The sequence below is a fragment of the Frankia sp. AgB32 genome, assembly GCF_023243045.1.
GTDB lineage: Bacteria > Actinomycetota > Actinomycetes > Frankiales > Frankiaceae > Frankia.
In genome coordinates this window covers 1-23127 of record NZ_JALKFX010000033.1, presented here as the reverse complement: position 1 = coordinate 23127, position 23127 = coordinate 1, and the positions used below count along the sequence as shown (strand labels likewise).

At 69.9% G+C, this 23127-nt stretch carries 15 protein-coding genes and 1 pseudogene; 12 read left to right on the top strand and 4 right to left on the bottom strand.

Going from position 1 to position 23127, the window contains the following annotated elements:
- Positions 1-60: 60 nt before the first annotated feature.
- From MXD60_RS12600 to MXD60_RS12585, 4 genes are read left to right on the top strand one after another with little or no spacing between them, the layout of a single operon-like run.
- Entirely contained in the window at positions 61-4014 is a 3954-nt protein-coding gene (locus MXD60_RS12600; RefSeq protein WP_248819225.1) for a DUF6079 family protein, read from the top strand.
- Positions 4011-7169 carry a BREX-2 system phosphatase PglZ gene (gene pglZ, locus MXD60_RS12595; protein ID WP_248819224.1) on the top strand — a complete coding sequence of 1053 codons (3159 nt, stop codon included), beginning with the start codon at positions 4011-4013 and terminating at the stop codon, positions 7167-7169. Before MXD60_RS12600 ends, pglZ begins: the two co-directional genes overlap by 4 nt.
- Positions 7166-8500, top strand: a complete 1335-nt coding sequence (gene brxD, locus MXD60_RS12590; protein ID WP_248819223.1) for a BREX system ATP-binding protein BrxD — start codon at positions 7166-7168, stop codon at positions 8498-8500. The genes pglZ and brxD overlap by 4 nt, the downstream gene beginning before the upstream one ends.
- Complete coding sequence (locus MXD60_RS12585; RefSeq protein WP_248819222.1) at positions 8497-10710, top strand: DEAD/DEAH box helicase; 2214 nt, start codon at positions 8497-8499, stop codon at positions 10708-10710. The genes brxD and MXD60_RS12585 overlap by 4 nt, the downstream gene beginning before the upstream one ends.
- 15 nt (positions 10711-10725) lie before the next feature.
- Here MXD60_RS12585 and MXD60_RS12580 read toward each other — a convergent pair whose 3' ends face one another.
- The 3 genes from MXD60_RS12580 to MXD60_RS12570 form a co-directional block, all read right to left on the bottom strand.
- Positions 10726-12795: a hypothetical protein gene (locus tag MXD60_RS12580; protein WP_248819221.1), complete on the bottom strand. Its 2070-nt coding sequence runs from the start codon at positions 12793-12795 to the stop codon at positions 10726-10728.
- Positions 12788-13783: a 5'-methylthioadenosine/S-adenosylhomocysteine nucleosidase family protein gene (locus tag MXD60_RS12575; RefSeq protein WP_248819220.1), complete on the bottom strand. Its 996-nt coding sequence runs from the start codon at positions 13781-13783 to the stop codon at positions 12788-12790. Before MXD60_RS12575 ends, MXD60_RS12580 begins: the two co-directional genes overlap by 8 nt.
- 334 nt (positions 13784-14117) lie before the next feature.
- Complete coding sequence (locus MXD60_RS12570) at positions 14118-14858, bottom strand: NUDIX hydrolase (protein WP_248819219.1); 741 nt, start codon at positions 14856-14858, stop codon at positions 14118-14120.
- A 228-nt stretch (positions 14859-15086) separates the two neighbouring features.
- Here MXD60_RS12570 and MXD60_RS12565 point away from each other — a divergent pair, with 228 nt between their 5' ends.
- From MXD60_RS12565 to MXD60_RS12530, 8 genes and pseudogenes are all read left to right on the top strand, one after another.
- Entirely contained in the window at positions 15087-15431 is a 345-nt protein-coding gene (locus MXD60_RS12565; protein ID WP_248819218.1) for a hypothetical protein, read from the top strand.
- Complete coding sequence (locus tag MXD60_RS12560) at positions 15428-16162, top strand: restriction endonuclease (protein WP_308222456.1); 735 nt, start codon at positions 15428-15430, stop codon at positions 16160-16162. Before MXD60_RS12565 ends, MXD60_RS12560 begins: the two co-directional genes overlap by 4 nt.
- A complete protein-coding gene (locus MXD60_RS12555) occupies positions 16159-16671 on the top strand; it encodes an esterase-like activity of phytase family protein (RefSeq protein WP_248819216.1) in 513 nt (170 codons plus the stop codon). Before MXD60_RS12560 ends, MXD60_RS12555 begins: the two co-directional genes overlap by 4 nt.
- A gap of 37 nt (positions 16672-16708) precedes the next feature.
- Positions 16709-16855: a hypothetical protein gene (locus MXD60_RS12550; protein ID WP_248819215.1), complete on the top strand. Its 147-nt coding sequence runs from the start codon at positions 16709-16711 to the stop codon at positions 16853-16855.
- Positions 16856-17139: 284 nt separating this feature from the next.
- Positions 17140-18564 (top strand): DEAD/DEAH box helicase, encoded by a 1425-nt coding sequence (locus MXD60_RS12545; protein ID WP_248819214.1) that lies wholly within the window; start codon positions 17140-17142, stop codon positions 18562-18564.
- 291 nt (positions 18565-18855) lie between these two features.
- Positions 18856-19034 (top strand): annotated as a pseudogene (locus MXD60_RS12540) (Uma2 family endonuclease); the annotation flags it as partial.
- A 665-nt stretch (positions 19035-19699) separates the two neighbouring features.
- On the top strand, positions 19700-20251 hold the full coding sequence (locus tag MXD60_RS12535) for a GNAT family N-acetyltransferase (protein WP_248819256.1): 552 nt from the start codon (positions 19700-19702) through the stop codon (positions 20249-20251).
- 254 nt (positions 20252-20505) lie between these two features.
- Positions 20506-21963 (top strand): HNH endonuclease signature motif containing protein, encoded by a 1458-nt coding sequence (locus tag MXD60_RS12530; RefSeq protein ID WP_248819213.1) that lies wholly within the window; start codon positions 20506-20508, stop codon positions 21961-21963.
- Positions 21964-22473: 510 nt separating this feature from the next.
- On the opposite strand, the gene MXD60_RS12525 is transcribed toward MXD60_RS12530, so the two are convergent.
- Positions 22474-22707 (bottom strand): hypothetical protein, encoded by a 234-nt coding sequence (locus MXD60_RS12525; protein ID WP_248819212.1) that lies wholly within the window; start codon positions 22705-22707, stop codon positions 22474-22476.
- Positions 22708-23127 lie beyond the last annotated feature (420 nt).

Sequence of the window (23127 nt, the reverse complement as noted above, 5' to 3'; positions counted from 1 at the left end):
CCGTATCATCCGTGCTCGGATGCATGACCTGACCGCTCGCCTGACCCGCCGAGGTGTCTCATGACCAGCTTGCCGTCTCCGCCGCTGCTGCGTGAGGTCATCGATATTCCGGAGCGGACCTCCGACAGTGACTTCGTCCTCAAGCTGACCGAGGGTGTCACCGACGCGGCCGCGACGATGCGGGACTACGTGCTGACCGATCGGCTCGTCGGGAACTTCGACGAGGCGCTCGGCCTGATCGCGCAGGCGGTGAGCACCGGGGCGTCGAAGGGCGTCTATCTGCACGGCTCGTTCGGCTCCGGCAAGTCGCATTTCATGGCGGTGCTGCACGCGCTGCTGCGCGGCGAGCCGGCCGCCCACAGCTTTGACGACCGGCTGACCGATGTTCTCAACAAGCATGGCTCGGATCTGGCCGGCAAGAAGTTCCTGCTGGTTCCGTTTCACCTGCTCGGCGCGAAGTCGATCGAGCAGCGCGTCCTCGGTGGCTACACCGATCATCTGCGCGCGCTGCGCCCGGACGCGCCGATCGCCGCCGTGCAGCGCGCCGGCGCGCTGCTGGACGAGGCTCGCAACATCCGGGCCAGGGTCGGCGACGAGAGGTTCCTGGCCGAGCTCAACCGCGCTGGCGCCGGCACCGGCTCCAGTGACGGCGAGCAGGACGACTGGGGCAATGACGCCTCCTGGACGGCGCCCGAGCTGGACGCGGCGCTCGCCCCGGCCGCGCAGGACACCCCGGCGCGGCGCCGGCTGGTCTCCGATCTGCTCTCGTCCTGGTTCGCGAACACCTACCGTGATCTGCGCGAGGACGCCGAGGGGTTCATCTCCCTCGACGCCGGCCTCGCCGAGATCGCCCGGCATGCCAAGGACCTCGGCTACGACGCGGTCATCCTGTTCCTCGACGAGCTGATCCTGTGGCTGGCGAACAACATGGGTGACCAGGCGTTCGTCTCCCGCGAGGTGCAGAAGGTCACCAACTTCGTCGAGGGTGGGCTGGGCGCCCGGGCCGTTCCGATCGTCAGTTTCATCGCCCGCCAGCGCGACCTGCGCGAGCTCGTCGGCGAGCAGGTCGCCGGCGACGTCCGGCTGAGCTTCCTCGACGTCCTGACTCTCGCCGACGGCCGCTTCGACAAGATCGTCCTGGAGGACCGCAACCTCCCCCTGATCGCCAACCGGCGGTTGCTGAAGCCGGTGGACGCCGACGCGGCGAGGGCGATCGAGAAGGCGTTCGAGACGACGGCAAAGGTCCGCGCCGAGGTGTGGGAGACGATGCTCGGCGGCAGCGCCCAGATCGGCGCCGACCGGGACGCGTTCCGCCTCTCCTACCCGTTCAGCCCGGCCTTCGTGGACACCCTCGTCCACGTGTCGTCGGCGCTGCAGCGCAACCGGACCGCGCTGAAGCTGATGCGCCAGCTGCTCGTCGACCATCGCGGCGATCTGCGCCTCGGGCAGGTCGTCCCGCTCGGTGACCTGTGGGACGTCATCACCCGGGGTGCGGACACGCCGTTCACCGACGTGCTCAAGGCCGAGTTCGACGCCGCCCAGAAGCTCTACGGCCGCCGGCTGCGGCCCTACCTGCTCGACGCCGAAGGTCTCGACGAGGAGGCGTTGGCCCAGGTTCGCCGCGCCCGGGCCACCGGCGCGGCGGTCGACGCGGTGCTCGCCACCAAGGTCCGCCGGTTCACCGCCGACGACCGGCTGGTCAAGACGCTGCTGCTCGCGGCCCTCGCGCCCAGCGTCCCCGCGCTGCAGAACCTGACGCCGCGGCGGCTTTCGGCGCTCAACCACGGCAGCATCACCAGTCCGATCCCGGGCGGCGAGGCCGGTCAGGTCGGCAAGAAGGTCGAGCGGTGGGCCGGCCAGTTCGGCGAGATCAAGTACCTGCCCGTGGACGGCGGCGATCCGGGCGTCGGGCTGGAGCTCGTCGGCGTCGAGGTCGACAGCATCCTCAACTCCGCCGTCGGCTACGACAGCGCCGGGAACCGGCGTGCCCTCGTGCGGCGCCTGCTCGTCGAGGAGCTGGGGGTCACCCTCACCGGCGACGCGTTCGGCGACCGGCTCGACCTGGTCTGGCGGGGCAGCAAGCGCTCCGCCGAGGTCATCTTCGCCTCCCTGCGCGGCGCGGAGCTGCGCGACGACCAGCTCGCCCCGATCGACCCGGAGTCCTGGCGGCTCGTCGTCGACTACCCGTTCGACGACGCCGGCGAGCCGCCGGTCAACGCCCGGGCCCGGATCGAACGGCTGCGCGGCTCCGGCGTCCAGCACCGGACGGTCGGCTGGATCCCGGCCGATCTCACCGCGAGCCGCCTTGTTGACCTGGGGATGCTCGTCCGGCTCGACCATCTGCTCGCCGGCGGCGGCCACCGGTTCGACAGCCATGCCCAGCATCTGAGCGCCGACGACCGGCAGCGGGCCCGCAGCGTCCTGAAGAGCCGCTATGACGCGCTGCTGACCAAGACGAAGACGACGCTGCGCTCGGCGTACGGCCTCACGTCCAAGGACGAAACCGACGTCACCGCGGATTTCCACGACCATCTGCGCTCGTTGTGGCCGGGCCTGAATCCGACGCTGCCGCTCGGGGCGTCGTTTCGGGACGCGGCCCGCCGGCTCGTCGGTGACCTGCTCGCCGACCAGTTCCCCGGCCATCCGGATCTCGACCCGGACCGGACCGGCGTGCCGGTGAAGCTCGCCGATCTCAAGCTCGTTCTCGGCTACGTCCGCAGGGCGGCGGAGGCCGACGGGAGTTCCATCGAGGTCGCGAAGGTCGACCGTGGGCCGATGCGGCGGATCGCCCCGGCGCTCGGGCTCGGCGTGATGCACGAGGTGCGCTTCGAGCTCGGCCGTGAGTGGGTCGACCATTTCACCCGGTGTGCCGCCCAGGCAGCGCTCGACAGCGGGACCGGGTCGGGTCCGGGCGAGCTGCGGGTCGCCGATCTGCTGCGCTGGATCGACGAACCGCGGGCGCGGGGTCTGGACGACAACGTCGCGTATCTGGTCGTCGCCGCGTTCGCCGAGCAGACGGACCGGGCCTGGTACCGCTACGGCGGCCTGCTGTCGCCGCCGCCCGAGCTGGGCACGATCGGCAGGGACATGACGCTGCGCCAGCAGCCGCTGCCCAGCCAGGCGGACTGGGCGGAAGCGGGCGAGCGGGCCCAGGCACTTTTCGGGGTGCGGCCGCAGCCACTCCTGCGCGGCCGGCTACTGCGCGACTTCGCCCAGGAGCTGGTCGTCAAGGCCGAGCGTCGGCGGGCAGCCGGCCAGGAGCTGGTCGTCGCCCTGGAGACGCACGCGTCCGAGCTCGGTCTTGACCTGGGCACCGGGACCGCTGCCGCCGGGCCGGCTGTCGAGGGCACGACCGGCGGCCGGCTGCGCACCGCGCGGGCAGCGCGTGACCTGCTGCTGGCGCTGGACGACGCGGCGCCCGGCCCCCAGCTCGTCGAGCGTCTCGCCCGCGCCGACCTCGCCGGCTCCGCGAAACGCCTCCTGGTCAGCATGAGCACGGCCGCCGAGGTCGCCGCGGCGATCAGGGCGGCGCCCTGGGACGACACGTTCGGCGTCATCGCCGGCCTGCGCGAACCGTACGACGCGCAGGCCCACGAGATCCTCGACCGGATCCGGGCCGTCGGCGCCGCCGACGAGAACCCGCTCAACCCGCTGGCCACCGCGCTCGGCACGGCCCGCGCCGAGGCCACGGCGCTGCTTCGGCACGCCATGGCGGCCAGATCCGTCGAACCGAAACCGCCCGTCGTGACGCCGCCTGTCGGGCCGCCGCGGATCAGTGTTCCGGTCACACCCGATCCCCGGCTGAACGTTGGAGGCCGCCCGCCCACGATTCCCGGCGTGAACCCGGGCCTCACCACCGGAAAAGTCGCGGACCCGGCGGACCACACGAAGGCCGGGGCCACGCGACAGTGGCGCATCCGTCCCGACGCGCTGGACCAGACGCTGGCCGAGCTGCGCGCCGATGTCGGCGACCGGCCCGGCGAGATCGAGATCAGCTGGCGGCCGGCGCCATGAGCGTCCAGCCGACCGCGGCGCGGCCCGCGGGCGCCGGCATCTCCCGGGTGACGCCGGCCGTTGTGCTGGGCCGGGTCGGCAGGCTGCAACGCGCCTCCCACACCAACCCCGGCGGGCAGCCGCGCGTCCTGCTGGTCCGCGCCCAGCCGGACTGGCCGGCGCCCGTCGAGCTGGCCGTCGGCGGCCGGCCGGTGCGGGTGGTGCCGTGCGTGTCGCCGCTCGCGGTGCTGGAGGAGGTCACCCGCTGGGCCCGCGAGCCTGTCGAGGACGGCTGGCTGGTGCTGCTCACCGACGCGGACGAGGAGCTCCTCGGCGACACCGTGCTCGCGCAGGTCCACCGGCAGCGCGTCGACATCATCGAACCGTGGGCGGCGGTGCTGGAGGACTTCGGCGCCACCCAGACCGACCCGCGGCTGCGCGCGCCGGAGGATCGCTGGGTCGTGCAGGCGCTGCTGGAGGCCCGACCGCCCGCCGGTTGGCCGCGTCGGTCCGGCGGGCTGCTCAGCCGCGAGGACGCGCTCTCCGAGCTCGCCGCCGTCCGGCTCGGCCTGACCGAGTTCGGTCTCGGCGCCGCCGATCTCGACATCGCCACACTGCTGCGCTGGACGACCGTCCCCGGCGCGACCGAGGCGTTCCGCCGGCTCGGCGACGACGAACGCACCGGCCTCACCGCCTACCTGGGCGAGCGCACCGGCCGCGCGGGCCGGACGCTGTTCACCCTGGTCGCGGCCGGCAACGGCGACCAGGCGCTCGCGCTCGGCCTGGTCTGCGACTGCCTGTGGCCCCGACGCGACCCGGTCGACTCCCCCGGGCCGGCCGCCGTGGACGTCGCGGCCGTCGAGCGCGCGAAGGTCCGCGTGGAACGCCATTTCGGCGACGCCCGGCTCGACGAGACGGCGATGCGCGCGTTCGCCGACGCCACCCGGGAGGTCGTCGCGGCCGCGCTGGCACCCACGCGCCCCGGCACGCACCGGCTCGGTCTCACCCTCGCCACGACCTCGCTGACCCTGCACCCGGACGACGAGCTCGCGGTCCTGCTCGACACCGCCGAGCGGCTGCTTCACGAGCTCGACGGACGAGCCGCCGGCGCCGCGAGTGACATTCTGCGGGCCGGGTTCCACCATCGGCTCTCGCGCGTCGCGACCACGATCAGCGATTTCCTGGCGGCCGCAGAGTCCGGCGTCGACCGCGCGCTGCTCGCGAGCGCCGCGCGTGACGTCGTGGCCGCCGTCGGCTCGCTGCGTGCGCACCTGCTGGCGAGCGTCGACCGCGCCGAGGTCGAGCGGGCGGTGATGGCGACGCGGGTCGTGGGCTGGCTCGCCACCCAGCCGACCGGTTCGCTGCGCGGCGCCTCGGCCGGCCCGGCGCGCGAAGCCCGGGTTCGACCGGGCGAGCCGAGGACACTGGCCGCGGCTCTCGACGCCCACCTGGACGACTCGTCCTGGGTCGATGTCGCGCTCAGCCACCTGGCGGGCGGGGAGCTGGTGCCCGCCGTCGCCACCGTGTACGGCGACCTGTTCCGCGTCGCCGCCGGGCGGCGGCGCGCTCTCGACGCATCCTTCGCGGGCCTGCTCGCCGACTGGACGGCCGGCCCGCCGATGCCCGGTGGGCCGCTGCTCGTCGAGGAGATCCTCGACCGGGTCGTCGCGCCCGTCGTCACCGCCCGCGGCGGCTGGCGCGCGCTGCTGCTCGTGCTCGACGGAATGAGCGCCGCCGTGGCCACCCAGCTCGCCGCCGAACTGCGCCGCGGCCGCTGGCAGGAGTACGACCCCCTAGGCGTCCCGTCGACATCCGGTGCGGACGTGGGCGAGCCGGCTGCCTCCGTCCGGCGGCGAGCCGCCGTCGCCGTGCTACCGACCATCACCGCCACCTCGCGGACGTCCTTGCTCTGCGGCACGCTGACCACCGGGGACAAGGCGACGGAGAAGGCCGCGTTCGAGAACCACGCGCGCTGGGGCCGCCATCACGCCCGGCTGTTCCACCACGCGGACCTGGAAGGCGTGCCCGGCGCCCCGCTCGACCACGACCTCACGCAGGCGCTCACCTCCGATACCCGGCTGGTCGGTGTCGTGATCAACACCGTCGACGACACCCTCGACAAGGGCCGGCAGCGCGACGACGCCGGCTGGACCCTGGCCGACGTCGGCAGACTGCGCGCGGTGCTGGACTACGCCCGCAGCGCCGACCGGATCGTGATCGTGACCAGCGACCACGGCCACGTCGTCGACCATGGCGCGGCGGGACTGGCGGCGACGGACGCGGTGTCAGCGCGCCACCGGGTCCCCGCCGGCAACGGCGGCGGCGGCGGCGATGGCGGCGGCGCGGCCGGCGACGGCGAGGTGGCGCTCGCCGGGCCGCGGGTGCTCGCCCCCGGCGGCCGCGTCATCGCCCTGTGGGATCCGGCGCTGCACTATCTGGGCCGTAGGGGCGGCTACCACGGCGGCGCGTCGCCGGCCGAGGTGACCGTCCCCCTGCTGGCCTTCCTGCCGTTCCGGCTCTCGTCGACCTCCGCCCGCCGAGAGCTGCCACCTGGCTGGCGCCCACTGCCCGACCAGCGCCCACGCTGGTGGTCCCTGGACACCTCCGATCTGCTCGCCAATCTCGGCGGCGACACCGTCAGGATCGGTTCACGGGCCGCTGATCGACGCATCGCCGGCGCGGCTGCGGAGCCGGCCCTTGCACCCCGCAGGCGCCGCCGGCCCGTGGAGGAACAGGCCGGCCCGGCCCTGTTCGACCTGCCCGCGCAGACAACCAGCGTGTCCGAAACGGGCGCCGGTCCCGCCGCGGCTGCCGACAGCCCGGCTTCCATGCCCTCATCCCCGGCCGCTGCCCGCGAGGATCCGGTCGACCTGCTCGTCGCCGGGCTGCTGGGCTCGGAGCTGTTCCAGTCCCAGCTCAAGGGGCTGGCTCGGCCCCTCGCGGTGGGTAAGGTCGAGGCGGCCGTGCGGGCGTTGCTGGCCGCGAACGGCACGCTGGCGACACCTGTCGTCGCCGAGCAGGCCGGCGAGATCTCCCGGCGGGCCAGCGGGTTCGCGGTGAACCTGCGACGACTGTTCAACATCGACAACTACCCCGTGTTGGATGAGCTCGACGACGGCCACACCCTGCGGCTCAACGTCGACCTGCTGCGCCAGCAGTTCGGGCTGGCCCGGTGAGCGGCGACGACGTCAGCGCGGCGCGGCGCCGGGATGTACTGGACGCGTTGCGGCGGGGGGCCGTCCCGGCGGCCGGGCTGGACCTGCTCGCGGTCGGGCTGGATCGGTTCGAGCGCGCCGCCGCCGATGACCTCGCGGCGGCCGCCGGCGGCGGGTCGGTGTTCAAGGCCGTCCGGGGCGAATACGGCTCGGGCAAGACGTTCTTCACCCGCTGGCTCGCCGAACGCGCCAAGAAGGCGGGGCTCGCCGTCGCCGAAGTGCAGATCTCGGAGAACGAGACCCCGCTGCACAAGCTGGAGACCGTCTACCGCCGCCTCACCGAACGGCTGACCACCGCGACCTTCCCACCCAGCGCACTGCGCCAGGTCGTCGACGGCTGGTTCTACGCGTTGGAGGAGGACGTCCTCGCCACCGACAGCGCGACCGGTGCGGACACCGAGACGCTGGACCGGGCCGTGGACAAACTGGTCGACGGACGGCTCGCCGACGTCGGTCGCACCGCACCCGCGTTCGCCGCCGCGCTGCGGGGATACCGGGGGGCGCTCGCGGCCGGCGACGAGGCGACCGCGGCGGCCGTGCTCGCCTGGCTCGGCGGGCAGCCGCACGTCGCGGCGAGCGCCCGGCGGGCGGCCGGCGTGCGCGGCGACCTGGACCATTTCGGCGCGCTCGGTTTTCTGCAGGGGCTGCTGGTGGTGCTGCGCGACAGCGGCTTCCGCGGCCTGCTCGTGGTCCTCGACGAGGTCGAGACCCTGCAGCGGGTCCGTTCCGATGCCCGGGACAAGGCGCTCAACGCCCTGCGGCAGCTCATCGACGAGGTCCACGGCGGCCGGTTCCCGGGGCTGTTCCTCGTCATCACCGGGACACCGGCGTTCTATGACGGTCCGCAGGGCGTGCAACGGCTGGCGCCGCTCGCCCAACGGCTGGCGACCGACTTCACCGCCCAGGCGAAGTTCGACAACCCGCGGGCCGTCCAGTTGCGCCTCGCCGGGTTCACCGAGGCGTCGCTGGTGGAACTCGGCGGGCGAGTCCGCGGGCTGTACGCGGCCGGGTCGTCGGGCGACGCGGCGCGGCGCATCGAGAACCTCGTCGACGACGCCTATCTCGGCGAGCTGGCCGGAGCGGTCGCCGGGCGCCTCGGTGGGAAGGTCGGCGTCGCGCCGCGGTTGTTCCTGAAGAAGCTCGTCGGTGACGTCCTGGACCGCGTCGACCAGTTCGACGACTTCGACCCGCGCCGCGACTACCCGCTGACCCTCACGTCGGCCGAGATGAGCGACCTGGAGCGCAATGCGGCCGCGACCAGCGCCGATGACGTCGAACTGGATCTCGGGTGACCGAACCCGTCCCGTCCCCGGCCGCCGGTGGGGCGGACGTCGCCGACCTGCTGCACCCGATCGTGCTGCACCACATCGTGAACACCCTGCAGTGGCCGGGGCTGCGGCCGTTGCAGGAGGCGGCCGTGGAGCCGCTGCTCGCCGGCGCGGACGCGCTGCTGCTCGCCCCGACGGCGGGCGGGAAAACCGAGGCCGTCGCGTTTCCGGTCCTCACGCGGATGGCGTCCGAGAACTGGCAGGGAACGTCGGTCCTGTACCTGTGTCCGCTGAAGGCACTGCTCAACAACCTCGCGCCACGCCTGGAGACCTACACCGGCTGGCTCGGCCGACGCACCGCCGTCTGGCACGGCGACATCACCGAAAGCCGCCGCAACAGGATCCGCCGCGAACGCCCCGACGTCCTGCTGACCACGCCCGAGTCGCTGGAAGCGATGTTGGTCAGCGTCCGCACCGATCACCGCGGTTTCTTCGCCGACGTTCGCATGATCGTCATCGATGAGGTACACGCGTTCGCCGGCGACGACCGTGGCTGGCACCTGCTCGCTGTCCTCGAACGCCTGCGGCGCATCGTCGCCGCTCACTCAGAGTTGCAGGTCGTTGGCCTGTCGGCGACGGTCGGCAACCCGGAGGAACTGCTGCACTGGTTGCAGGGCTCCCGCGCCGGCCACCGCCCGGCGCGGGTCATCGCCCCCGGCCTGCCGGTTGCCCAGCCCGGGCCGTCGCCCACCCCGCCGATGGCCCCCGCAGCGCAGGCAGCTGCCGCGCGAGGCGCACCACCGGCCGGCGATATCGAGCTGGACTACGTCGGCTCGGTATCAAACGCGGCGAAGGTTCTGGCGGCGCTGCACCGGGGCGAGAAGCGGCTCGTCTTCTGCGACTCCAAGAAGATCGTCGAGGAGCTGGGCCAAGCGCTGCGGTCGCTTGGCGTGACGACGTTTCTCTCGCACGCGTCGCTGTCGGTCGACGAGCGGCGTCGCTCGGAAGACGCGTTCGCCCAGGCCCGGGACTGCGTGATCGTCTCGACAAGCACACTCGAACTCGGCATCGACGTAGGCGACCTCGACCGCGTCGTCCAGATCAACGCACCGGCGACGGTCGCCTCGTTCCTGCAACGCCTCGGGCGCACCGGCCGGCGCCCGGGAACCGCACGCAACTGCCTTTTCCTCGCACTGTCCGAGAGCGCCCTCGTCCACGCCGCCGGACTGCTGCTGCTCTGGGGTCGCGGCTGGGTCGAGCCCGTCACTCCCCCACCGGAACCGCGCCACATCGTCGCCCAGCAGCTGCTCGCCTACTGTCTGCAGGAGAACCGGGTCGGCGACCAGATGTGGATCGATGAATGGAACGGTCTCATCCCGTTCGACCGTTCCGCCGAACCCATCGTGCGCCACCTCGTCCGCATGGGCTACCTGGACTCCGACGGCGGCATGCTGTTCATCGGCCCCGAGGCCGAGCGTGCGTTCGGCCACCGCCATTTCGCCGAGCTGACGGCGGTCTTCACCGCCGCGCCCGAGTTCACCGTCCTGTGCGGCCGCGACGAGATCGGGCGAACCGATCCCGTCCTGCTCACCGACGAGGTCGAGGGCCCGCGGATGCTCCTGCTCGCCGGCCGCAGCTGGCGAGTCACCCACATCGACTGGAAACGTCGCCGCTGCTTCGTCGAACCCGCCGACCGCGGCGGCCGGGCCCGCTGGTTGACCGTCGGCGAGGGGGCCATGTCCTACGAGATGACCCGAGCGATGCGCGACGTCCTCCTCGGCAACGACCCCGGTATTCCGCTCACTCGCCGCGCCCAGGAACGGCTTGCCGCCATCCGCGCCGACCATCTCCACGTCGTTCACCCCGGCGGAACGATGATCGTCCGTACTGCCGACCTGACCGACGTCCGCTGGTGGACCTGGGCCGGCGAACGCGCCAACCGCACCCTGACCGCGAGTCTCGGCGACCTGGCAGATCCCCTCCAGGCCCCGACCGCTGCCTCCCTTCGGCTGCGCACTGACCTGACCCCGCAGATGTGGAACACCGCGACGGCAGACCTCGAGTCCCGCCTCTGCCTGCCACATGTCACCGACGAGGCCCTGGCGGGCCTGAAGTTCAGCACCGCCCTCCCGCCACGCCTGGCAGAAGCCACCCTCGCCACCCGCGGCGCAGACCTCACCGCCGCGTCCGCCGTCCTCCGGCAACCGGTCCGCTTCGCCCTCCTGCCGGCCTGACAGGCGCTGACCTCCTCACCGGTCGGATCCGAAGAGGTCGTGGCTCCACCGGGCTCGTCGTTCCTGGTCGCGAACGATCCAGTCAGATCCTTCCGCGGCCACCGACTCCAGGACACGCAGCGCGCTTTCGATACCCGAGGTCCGAAGGACGAGGTCGGCGAGGCCCTCCTCCTCGTCGAGGGAGCTCTCCGGACGCCGAAGTGCTTCGGACACCGAGACGATCTCCTCGCCGTTGACCAGACACAGCTTGAAGGACACCGCTTGCAGCTTCGCACTGCTGGTCGGCTGGCCGTTCTTCGCGCGAGTCCGACGCACTCCGGTCTCTCTCACGCGTGCCGATGCCAGCGCGTCGTATCGAAAGAGGTTTCTTTTCTCGTTGCGAACGTCTCCCGTGAGAAGGTCGAGTTCGGCGCTCGCCTCCCGAACCCCGCTGCGGCTGAGCAGGAACACCCTGACCAGGTAGGACGAGTAGTAGAGCGGACCATCGCCGAGACGGGCAGCATTCGCGCCCTTGGCACCCTCGGTCATAATGATGTGCGCCACGACATCGCGGTCGGTCAGGCCCGCTCGATCCATGGCGTCATACCTGATGTGCGCTTTGTCCATCGCCAGCCAGCGGGCCATCTCGGTGTCGCTCGGCCGGTCAGCAAGCAACTCGTGCCACTCGGCAAGGCCCTGCCGCTCCTCCACCAGCAGCCGTTGTTCGTCCCCTTGTCGCATCGTGCCGGCGAGCCGCACTATAAATGCCTTGCGCCCCATCACGACGACCCACCCAGCACCAGCGCCCAGCAGCGGCACCGCGACGATCTGACCGAAGGCCAGGAGGATCGCGAGGGTGAGGACCGAACCCAGGACGCCGAACCAGAAGTCCCGATCGCGGTTTGGCTGATCGACCGCGTCGTCGACCGGCCTCCCACGCGGCTGCCAAGGGTGGGCGACCGGCTCGGTCACCCGACGCGCGTACCAACGAGCCAGCCATTTCACCTGGTCCGCCGACCGCTGCGAGTTCCCGTACTGCGTGACGAGACGATGTTTGAGATAGGCACGGGTCGCAGCCGTCTGCTCCGGCCAGTTCCCGCGACGGTGCGGCCGGACCGCCGCGAACTGCTCGTCGACCACCCTGCGCAGATCGGCCACGAGTTCGTTCGGCACATAGTGCCCGGGAGACTTTGGCTCCCCCAAGGTGCGGTACAGCTGGCCGTCGAGATCGTCAGCCGCGTCGACAAGCTGACGTGCCTGCGCATCCGTCCGATGGCGCATCAGCACCCAACCGCTGCCGGTCAGCAGGGGAATCGCAAGGACCACCGTCCACCACAGGCTGGCCAGCAGCACGCCCACGCCGGCCAGCAGGAACAGTGCTCCTCCGATGTACGCCCCTCGGTCGGGTGGCTGCTCCGCCAGCGGCGCCCGCGGATACAGCCTGGGTTCAAGCGGCGGCAGCTCGAAGAACTTCCAGGCGCGCTTCACCCTGTCGTCCCGCACCCTTTCGCTCAGGACGCGTCTACGTGCCTGCGCCTCAAGATGCTCACGAACGCGCCCCTGGACGACGAGCGTGAGATGCTCACCGATCTCTTCTCGCCGCCGCGCCGGCAGAGCATCGAACACCCGCAGACTCTGCCACTGACCGTCCCATTCGACTTCCTCACCGCTTTGGTCTGGCTGCCAGCGCAGCAGTCCCATGACCACTTCGAGCGCGTCGCGCCACTCGCCGTCAGCATCCGTGGCGCAGATCTTCCGGGCCTGCCAGATTTCCTCAATCAGGCCACTGTCGATCTCGTATACCGATCGCGCGCCGAGAACCGACAGAACATAATAGTAGGCCCGCTCCGCGGTGGCATGTCCGTTCCACAGGAGGTCACGAAGGATCTTTTCCGCCGGCCTCGGCGCTCCACTGCGAAGGTACGCGACGGCGACTTCCTGCTTTTTCTCCGGCGGGTCGTCCTCGTTGATGTGATAGACCGGGCTGATGTGAGTGAAAATATGCCCACTGTTGTTGTTGACCTGCTGGCCAACCCACCCGTTCTCATTCGAGTTGCTGTACTCGGCATACGGGTTCTGGTACCCGGTCGAGTCCTCGTCAGTCATGATCGGGACTTCCGGAGAAAGTCACCCGAAATTCGCCCGTATTGCTGCCGCTCTGCACGCCGACCCGTCCATCACGCACGACGTTGGAGGTTCGGACGGACGTGGGCGCGGCGGGCGCGGGACGGTTCGGCGACCGAGTCTCCTGCCCGTCATGGGGCTCGTCCCGGTTGACGACGGCTGTCGCGAGAGCGGCGGCGAAGGCGGCGGCGTTGGCAGCGGCCAGGCGCTGGCTGCCACGGCCATCCGTGACGCTCTTGGTGCCATCAGCCCGGTCGCTGATCGCCCTGATCGTTGCCGTCGGCACCCGGCCACGCAGGTGGCAGGCATGGGCGAAGCCCGAACTCTCCATCTCGACCGCGACGGCGTCGTTGAAACTCCGCCGAATTCGTTCGGCCTCCGCGGAGATCCTCGAGTTCAGCACGACGTCGCCGGCGGCCACCGCCTCGAAGTGGACGGCGGGGGCCTTCTCCCCAGGACTCGACGGCAGACCGGATCGCCACTGGCCATCCCGCGGCAGCCGACGAGCGAGCTGCTCCAGCTCGTGAGAGACCAGCCAGGCGTTCGGACGGACCAGAAACTCGCTGTCCTCGCTTCGTCCGGCCTGATAGCCGTGGATCTTGGTGGCGACGACGACATCACCGATCTCCAACCAGTCGCGCAGGCCGCCGGCCACCCCGACGAACAGGGCGGCGGCTGGCGAGAACCTGGCCATGACTCGTTCCGCCAGCGTTGCGGCGTTCAGCGCGCCCGTACCGGTGACGCCAAGCGCGATGCGTACCTCAGGATCCGTCGCGAGCCGGCCGACATCAAAGATCGTTCCACCGGCACTAGTGCGCTCTTCCACATCCACGAGCAGCTCCCGCACCGCATCATGCTCGACGCTCAGCGCGGTCAGAATTGCAATCACAAAGAACTCCCGACCAGGGGTATGGAAAGAAACTGGACTGACTCCGAGTCGATAGGAGAAGCGACTCTTCGAGCGCGGCAAACCATTGTTCGAGCGGGCACTCGAAGTCGGCGCACAACGGTGCCTCCGAAGCTCATCCGTACCGCGGAAGACCCGCGGGGCAACACCGGAAAATCCCACACACAGAAGTGAGAAGGATGCCGTTTCGGCAGCGATGGATCGCCACCGGAAGCGGTGAAAGTCGCAGGCCCATAGAAGGATGAGCCTGGATTCAGGAACGTCACGGACGAGCGGGACTCGTGGCTTCCTCCAGCATGATCAGGGGAGGGCGTCGACTTTTTTGGCCGTCGACGGGCACATCGGGAACTTTACCTGACGGAGGACCACACTACGTTCGTGTCATCAAGACATCAAGTCATTCTCGGATTTTGACGGTAAGCGGTCTCCGTGCTTGCTGGAGAGCAGGTCGGCGCGGCCGCATCATCGGAGGGGCCAGCTCGGCGGCGCGACCAGCGCGGTAGAGAGCAGCAGGGCGCCCGTTACCTGTGGAGCGCTTCCGGCCGGTCGGCACGATAAATTCCGGCGACTCGGTCACTTTGCGATGAAAGTTAGGTTTGTCTAGTTCCACGCCCCAGACGACCTCATACACCTCGCGCAGCTCCGCGATGGTGAACTCATGCCGGCAGAACGATGGAGCGAGGGTACGGAACTGAAGCTGGTCACGAGCCAGTTCCACCGCGTCCGCGAGGATCCGACCGTGATCGAAGGCCAACTGCTCCTGGCGGGCGTCGGCAACGGTGGTCCACCTGGCCGCCCGGGCATCCGAACCCGCCTGCGGCAGCGGAAGGTTCGGCGCGATGGCAAGGTACGCACAGGTGATCACTCGCGGACTGCGCGGATCCCGGTCCGGCGCGGAGTAGACACCCACCTGTTGCAGATACAGGGACGTGGCATCCAGCCCCGACTCCTCGGCAAGCTCGCGACAGGCTGTCTCCTCGAGGCTCTCGTCCCCCCGAAGGAATCCGCCGGGCAACGCCGGCAGGCCCACGAACGGCTCGTTGCCGCGCTCCACGGTGAGCACACAGAGCTGCCCCGCCCGGATGGTGAGGATCACCAGGTCCGCAGTGACCGTGACCGTCGCACGTTGGCGGCTCATTCCGCCAGGCTACTGATCCACTGCCCAGGTCTCCGGTGAGCATCGCGATGCCGCACCTGCTTTACGCGAACGCCCATCGACGTTGACGACGCTGCCCCTCACCGCGACACGGCCGGTTGGCGTCGATCGCGACTTCCCCCACCCCGGTTGGAGAGCTCGCCCGACAAGGTGGTCGGCGCGCACGTTCGCCCGGACCTTTCGCTGACCTCGCCGGCGCATACTGAAGCGATGTCGACGGGCCCGGGCGATCCGCACATCCACGTCGACGAGAGGGTGCTGCAGACCGGAGCGGCGTACCGCAATCTGGTTGTCGCGTCGGTCGGAAGCGCTCCGGACGCGCCGACCGTCGTCACTGCGGGGTGCGGTCTGCGCGTTCCCTACGCCATGACGTCCCGCCGGCCGGAGAGCGTCACCTGCCTCGCCTGCCGGGACCACGCCGAGCGCGAGCACCTGCGCTTCGCCGAGCACGTGGAGCGCCTGGGCCGACTGCCGGGCAGCCCGGTCGCCGCCGGACAGGCAACCAGCGCCGCCCGCTGGGCCCGGGACCTCGCCGCACGCTTCTCCAGCGGGTGACCGTCAGTGCTCCGACCGCACCCTTCGGCAGGTTACGCGCAGATACGCTCCGATCTAGGGGGCCCACGGAGAAGCTGGAGTCACTCGCTCGACTACCGCCGCACGAGCGGGGCAGGCGCTTCGAAGCGTGGCTCATGGGGCTACCTGCCCGTGCCGGCCTGCAGCCATGGCCCGCCTTCAGGCCGAAGGGCGAGGAGATCGACGGCTCGTTTGTACGGTGTGGCCGAGCCTACCTCCTTGAAGCCAAGTGGCATGGCAATAAGATCCCAGCATCGACGATCTACCAATTCAAGGGCAAGGTTGACGGCAAGCTGACCGGCACCATCGGCGTGATGGTGTCCATGAGCGACTACAGCGACAATGCAGTCGAAGCTCTACGCAGCGGCAAGGAACTGAACGTCATCCTCTTCGGCAAACAGGATATCCGGGCCGCAGCTGTCGACGGTATCGATGCCGTACTCGACTTCAAGCTCCGCGTGGCAGCCCAGTTCGGCGACCCTTATGTTCCATGTTATGCCAGCTCTCTTCCGCACCGACCCCAAGCAATCATAACAAATGGCGGGATCGTCGGCTGGTTCCCGCCCGAGTACCACGAAGATCTCTTGTCTCTATCGATACGCCAGCTACCCCTCGTCGGCATCATGCAGTCGGCCCTCACGGTGGCCGACTACGGCCTTAACGCGAAGGGCAAGGCCGTCAAGGCGGCGAACGTCGCCCGGTGCGGATCGTGACCGTCGACCTGCGGACCAGGGCGACCCACGAGTACCTGTACCTGCTCGACAACCCGGGCACGTCCGGCAACGCCGTCAGCGAGATCAGCGCGCTGTCCGCGACGAAGTTCCTCGTCGACGAGCGTGACGGCAACCAGGAGAAGCCCGGCAAGCCGGCGGTCAAGGACCTCTTCGAGATCGACCTGACCGGCGCGACCGACGTTCGGGGTGACGGTACGAACCCGCTGGGCTACACGATCGGCGACAGGTCGATCGACGCCTACGTTGGTGACGTGTCCACCTCGGACGCCCAGGCGCTGCTCACGAAGGCGGGTGTCAAGCCGGTCAGCAAGACCACCTACCTCGAGGTCGGCACCCTGCTGAACACGCTGGACCCGTCGGGCGCGCTGTTCGGCCACGACAAGATCGAGGGCGTCGCGGCCCTCGACGGCGGCAGGACGCTGTACCTCGCCAACGACAGCGACTTCGGCATGGACCCACCTGCTCGGCCAGGACGAGGCCGCGTGTGAGACGTCGGGCCTGTCCGACACGACGGCATGCGCGCCGGTGAGGTCGACGACGACCGGCAGGTACCTCGTCCACCAGAAGACGCTGGACGCCAGCGGCATCGTCGACGACGGCCAGATCCTCAGGATCAACGTGACGAAGCTCCCGCCGGCGCTCGCCACGGCGACGGTCACGATCAGGTGTTAACCGACCCCGCCCTCCGGAATGGCCCGCTGCCAGGCGCGGGCCATTCTCGTGTCCGCCGACCCGGCGGCGGCGCCGGCCCGCACGCACCGTCACACGGATCAGCTACACTCGACGCATCAGCTCGTCGAGCTCCTGCCGCGAGTTGTCCGCGCGTCGTAGCACCTAGTGCCCAGCGTCGGGCCTTAGCTCCGCGCGTAACCGGTTGAGAACCTCGGACCTCCGGAATTCGGCGGGACATCCACACAGATAGCGATCTTTTCTTGTCCTCGTTCACCGAACTTGGTGTGCCCACGCGCCTGACCGACGTTCTCACCCGTCTCGCCATCGAGACCCCCACCCCCATCCAGCGGGCAACGCTGCCGGACGCGCTCGCTGGCCGTGACGTCCTCGGCCGCGGCCGCACCGGCTCCGGCAAGACGCTCGCGTTCCTCCTGCCCGTGGTCACCCGCCTCTCCGGCGGCCCCCGGGCCCGGGCCAGGGCCCCGCGCGCGCTGATCCTGGCACCCACCCGCGAGCTTGCCGCGCAGATCGACACGGCGCTGCGCCCGCTCGCTGCCGCGGCCGGCCTCACCTCGTGCACCGTCTTCGGCGGCGTCGCGCAGAACCCGCAGGTCGCCGCGATCCGGCGGGGCACCGACATCGTCGTGGCCTGCCCAGGCCGGCTCGAGGATCTCCTCAAGCAGGGCCACTGCTCGCTGGCCCAGGTGGAGATCACCGTGCTGGACGAGGCCGACCACATGGCCGACCTGGGGTTCCTGCCTGCCGTGCGCCGGCTGATCGGCCAGACCCCGACCGGCGGGCAGCGCATGCTGTTCTCGGCCACCCTGGACAAGGCCATCGACACCCTGGTGCGCCAGTACCTCAGCAGGCCCGCGGTGCACGAGGCCGACTCCGCCCAGTCCCCGGTGGGCACCATGGCCCACCATCTGCTGCACGTCGAGCGGGACGGCCGGCTCCCCGTGCTCGTCGACCTGTCCGCCGCACCGGGCCGCACGGTCGTGTTCACCCGCACGAAGCACGGGGCCAAGGCGCTCGCCCGCCGCCTCAACCGCGCCGGCGTGCCCACGGTCGAACTGCACGGCAACCTGAGCCAGGGCGCCCGTACCCGCAACCTCGACGACTTCCGCACCGGCCGGGCCTCGGCGCTGGTCGCCACGGACATCGCCGCCCGCGGTATCCATGTGGACGACGTGGCCCTCGTGATCCACGCCGATCCGCCGGCCGACCACAAGGCCTACCTGCACCGTTCCGGGCGCACCGCGCGCGCCGGCAACAGCGGCACCGTCATCACCCTGGCGACCACGGAACAGCTCGGTGAGGTCACGCAGCTGGCCCGCGCCGCGGGCATCAGGCCGACGACCACCCGGGTCGCCTCCGCCGATCACCCCATCCTCGCCAGGCTCGCTCCCGGCGTCCGGTCGCTCACCAGCCCCGCGATCGAGCCGGAAACCAGCATCACGCCAGGCCAACGCACACCGGCCGGTGGACATCGCGGCGCCGAGCCGACCCCTCGAACGGGCACCCGGCGTGGACGCCGCCCCGCCGGCGGCCGCAACCACCGTCCCGGGCGGGCCGCGGCGCCCCGACCGCTCGCGGCCACGGCTCGCGGCAGCGCACCTGACCACGAGGCCGCTGCGCCGGCGGCGGCGCGAACCAGGTCGCAACCGACCCACAGCGCCGCGACGTTCAGCGCACGCCGCGCCCGCTGATCCAGACTCGTTGACATCCGCTCCGGGCTGTAGACCGGTGGTGGGAAGCTGTGGTCGATCACGCGGGAGCACTGCCCGCGAGCACGTCAGCCGATCAGCATGCGGGTGACCCACCAACCCTCGCAACCACTACACACAGACCGATCCCATAAATGATCATTGCATTCTCAAAAATGACGCGCATCGGTACACCGGGGGGCTGTCGACGCACAGCAGCAGCGGACTGTCGGCGCCAAACCGCTGACCAGCAAACTTGGCGCTGTCCCGGTCGTGAGGCCCGGCGGGATCACACGGCACAGCCGTCTGATCGAGATCCTCGCGGTCCCGTTGGAGGCCGCTGCCGGGCTGGAACGCGGAAATCGGCTTTGACGTACGGCTTCAGGACGCACCCCTGACGAATCGGCGTAGAAGTCGTCGTCTACCGCGCCGACACGATCGACATCATGCCGACCCGTCCCGACCACATCCTGAATCCTTGTGCTTCCACGCCTCGTCACGGTGGTGGGAGGTTCGCCGGACCTGCGGACGCCTTCGTCCCGACGAGCTGACCAGCACGCCCGTCCACCTCCTGTCGCAGGCATCTCGCCGACCTCGCCGGAACATGCTGACCGGCGCATACTGACGTGATGTCGACGGGCCTGGGTGATCCGCACATCCACGTGGACGACAGGGTGCTGCAGGCCGGAGCGGCGTACCGCAACCTGATCGTCGCGTCGGTCGGCGCTGGAAATGGCTCACTGCGTGGGACGAGTCTTCAGGGGACATGGTGACCTCGCGTTCAGGGAATGCTCCCGGCCGTCGATGCGGGCGGGGCAGGATCAGGGCCGATCAGCCTGCGCGAAGGACCCGGGCGGCGTCGATTCCAGCGTGAGAGATGCCACCCACGCAGAATCGGCAGCTGGTTTGCCCTTTCTTGCCGGCAACTTCAGGCAAGATTCCTACTCCTCGCGCCATCGGCCAGGGCTTGCGGGACTGCGCGGTGGCATCCCGGTCGACCAGAAGCTGATCAGCGTTGACCGGGAAAGCCGCGTCTCCGGGGCCTCGGCAGCTCCCGGCCCCGACGCACCCCACCCGCTGCCGGCGGCGCGGCGGCGTTGAAGAGTCGGCTGTGCATGGCGAGGATTGGTGAGTGAGTATGCCGACGCTGTCCGCACAGGAGATCTCGTCCGGCCGTGTCGTGCTCCGCAAGGCGCACGATGCCGACCGGAGTGGCATCATCGAGCTTTTTACCGATCCAGTGGTACGGACCTACCTCGGCGGCCCCAGGCCGCGGCGCGACGTCGAGTCCCACCTCGACACAAGCGGCATCGAGAATGCCACTGCCAAGCCTGGCAGCTACGTGATTGCCCGCAACGGAACCGATCGTCTCATCGGAACCCTGATGCTCGCCCGACGGCCGGCTGACCGACCCGGACATGTCACGGATGACCGCGACGAACTGGAGCTGTCCTATACGCTGCGGCGCGAGGAATGGGGCGCCGGGCTCGCGTTCGAGGCAGCAATGGCGGCGTTGCGGGCCGCGGCGGCCGAACTGCCCGATCAGCCCATCCTCGTCGTCACGCAGACCGCCAACCAGCGATCGCTGGCGCTCTCCGACAGGCTCGGCTTCCGGCACGTCTGTGTCTTCGAGGAATTCGGCGCCCAGCAGAGCCTGAGCGTGGCCCGCCTGCATTCGTTCGCCAGCTGACGCACGCCGGACTGGAGCCGGCCGGCGGCAGCGCGGTTACGCGGAACCGCTCGCAGACGGCCCCAGGCTCTGTACGTCGCGGACGTGGTGGTCTCTGTCAACCGACGGTGAGCGCCGGGATGCAGGTGCCTGCCCGGCGGGCCGCCAGGCGGGGCAAGTCGGTCTCCTCCGTCGTTGTCGGGCGAGTTGCGACACCCACGCACCCGTTCGAACATTAGTTCGACATCCGGGTGGCGGGGCCATACGGTTGTTCCATGTTCCTGGACGAAGACCCCGGCGCCGGCCTTGCCGGGGGTGCTGCAGTCGGTGGTCCGGTTGGCGAGCCGAGGAAACATCCGCTGCTCACCGCCTTGGAGACGATCGAGGCCGAGCTTGACGGTCTTCTTGCGGGCGGGCACTGGCAGTTGCCTGACGGCCAGCTCGCCGATCTGCTGCATGGCTTTCACCGGGTGGGTGCGCGGGTGGCGGCGGCGCGGGGTGTGGCTTTGGTGGAAGCGTCCGACCGGGGACTCGCGGCCCGCCTTGGTGCGCCGGACCTGCCCGCCTGGCTGATCGGCCAGCACGCCCTCGCCCCCCGCGAAGCCCGCCGTCTCGTCAGGGTGGCCCGTGAGCTCAGCGGTACCTGCCAGGTGACCGGACAGGCCCTGGCCACCGGCACCATCGATCTGGATCATGCCCGGGTGATCTGTGAGGCCATGCGCGTCCTGCCCCCGCAGACCAGCGACGAACAGCGCGCGCGGGCCGAAGCAATGCTGTTGGAGTTCGCCGCCACCTACAACCCCTATGACCTGGTGAAAATGGCCGCCGGTATCTGCGAGAGCCTCACCATGACCGACATCAGCCCCGGCGGCGGCGACCCCCACGCCGACAGCGGCGGCGCGGACAACAGCGGTGACAGGACAGGCGGCGGCGTCGGCGACCCGGATGGGCGGGACAGACCCGGGGACAACCGCGGCCCCGCACCCGACCCCACGGCCATCCGCCGGTTCACCATCACCGACACTCCGTCCGGCACCAGCCTCCTCAACGGAGAACTCGACGCCGAAGGCGCGGCGATGCTGCGCACTGCCATCGACAATCTCGCTGCCCCGCGGCCCGGGGAAAACGACACCCCTGACCCGCGCAGCCCCGCACGGCGCCGCGCAGACGCCCTGCTCGAACTCATCGACCATGCACTGACCGCGCAGACCGTGCCGACCTCAGGCGGGACCCACCCACACGTCAGCGTGATCATGACGTGGGAAATGCTCCTCGACGCCGGCATCAACCCCGCCGAAACCAGCTGGGGGCTTCCTCTGCCCCGCGCCGCGCTGAACCGCATCCTGTGCGATTGTGAGATCACCAGGATCGTTCTCGATCCCCATGGTGTTCCACTCGATGTAGGGCGCACGACCCGCACGATTCCGCCGCAGATTCGCAAAGCCCTCATCGCCCGCGATCGGGGCTGCGTGTTCCCCGCGTGTGATCGACCCGCCTCGTGGTGTGCCGCTCACCATGTCATCGAATGGTGGCAGGACGGAACCACATCCCTGGACAATCTGGTTCTCGTCTGTGGCGAGCACCACCGGCGGATCCACAGTGAAGGGTGGGACGTCAGCTTCGACGGCCACGGCCGACCCCAGCTTCACCCACCCGCCTACATCGACCCGCAGCGACGGCCCCGACAGAACCCCCACTGCCACCGCAACCCCACCATCACCTTCCCACCCTGACCCACAACCCCACGGCAGGACCCACCCCCAGACCCGCCCAGGCGGCCACCACCCGGTGGCCGCCCGCTACCACGTGCGCGCACACCAGCAAAGCCAACCCGCGGCGCACCTCACGACCAACGAACGCCGCCGACAGCCACCGACCAGCCGCCAACGGCCACCGAACATCGCCAACGGCCACCGACGGCCCGTCGTCCCGACCGCCCGACTGGCCTGCCGCCGAGACCTACTGATCAAGCATGCCGGAAACACCGTTGGCGACACAGTCCCGGGCGGCAGGATATTTCTCGTGCACTCCCGTCGACGCCGATGCCTCCGTCGATGGCGGGTATCAGGTCGGCGTACGCGAGGGTGGTGTCGAGCAGTCCTAACCTCCTGTGTCCCGCCCGGCACATGCCCGGACGGGAAGCAGGACATTCGTTTTTGCAGATACGGATTCGATAAGGACCTCAAGGTGTTGCCATTGTCGGCTCCACCGATCCGGAGGCGGCGCCAGGACCGTGCTCGGTGTTACGACGGAAGTAATTCCCAGACGCCGGCTTCGCCGAAGCCGACGATGTCGGCACGGTGGTCACCGTTGACGTCACCAAGTTCACGATGATGACGGTCGACCTGCCAGCCGGTGGAGGGACTGAAATTGTTCACAACGAGCCGCGGGGCGGAAAATGATGGGACCGCGGAAGTGGCGCTGAGGGCGGGCACGGCCGCAATGGTGCACAGGCCGACCAGTGCACCTGTGGCCACCGCTGCTCAGGCAAGGATTCGGTGTCTGTTCATGGCACGGTTCTCCTCGGAAACAAATGGATCGGCCAGATACGGAGGTCGGGAACACCGTCTCGGCCAGCGTTGAATCATGTCTTTGACACGCACCCACCGTAGGGCCGTGTTGATGCGGACGGCAAGAACAGTTCCCCGTCGTGTCGGCGACTCGCAAACCGGGAGAATATGCCAGGCCGCCACTTTCTGGTGGGATGGATTCCGCAGCGGGAAAGAAAGTTCGGAGCAAGAAGAGCGTGTCGACCGGATTGCCCTCCGACTATCGGCTCTTATCCACCGATGGCATAAGGGTTTACTGCTGGCCATGGCGCAATGCCACTCGGTTAAGGAGGAGGGGTGTTCGTCCATCCCGACACGCCAACACCCGATCCCTTTCCGGTCAACTTT

Excerpts from the sequence above, each read along its gene's own strand:
- MXD60_RS12580 (WP_248819221.1), bottom strand. The coding sequence starts at position 12,795 with ATGACTGACGAGGACTCGACCGGGTACCAGAACCCGTATGCCGAGTAC.
- pglZ (WP_248819224.1), top strand. The coding sequence starts at position 4,011 with ATGAGCGTCCAGCCGACCGCGGCGCGGCCCGCGGGCGCCGGCATCTCC.
- MXD60_RS12535 (WP_248819256.1), top strand. The coding sequence starts at position 19,700 with ATGCCGACGCTGTCCGCACAGGAGATCTCGTCCGGCCGTGTCGTGCTC.
- MXD60_RS12600 (WP_248819225.1), top strand. The coding sequence starts at position 61 with ATGACCAGCTTGCCGTCTCCGCCGCTGCTGCGTGAGGTCATCGATATT.
- MXD60_RS12530 (WP_248819213.1), top strand. The coding sequence starts at position 20,506 with ATGTTCCTGGACGAAGACCCCGGCGCCGGCCTTGCCGGGGGTGCTGCA.
- MXD60_RS12565 (WP_248819218.1), top strand. The coding sequence starts at position 15,087 with ATGTCGACGGGCCCGGGCGATCCGCACATCCACGTCGACGAGAGGGTG.
- MXD60_RS12570 (WP_248819219.1), bottom strand. The coding sequence starts at position 14,858 with ATGAGCCGCCAACGTGCGACGGTCACGGTCACTGCGGACCTGGTGATC.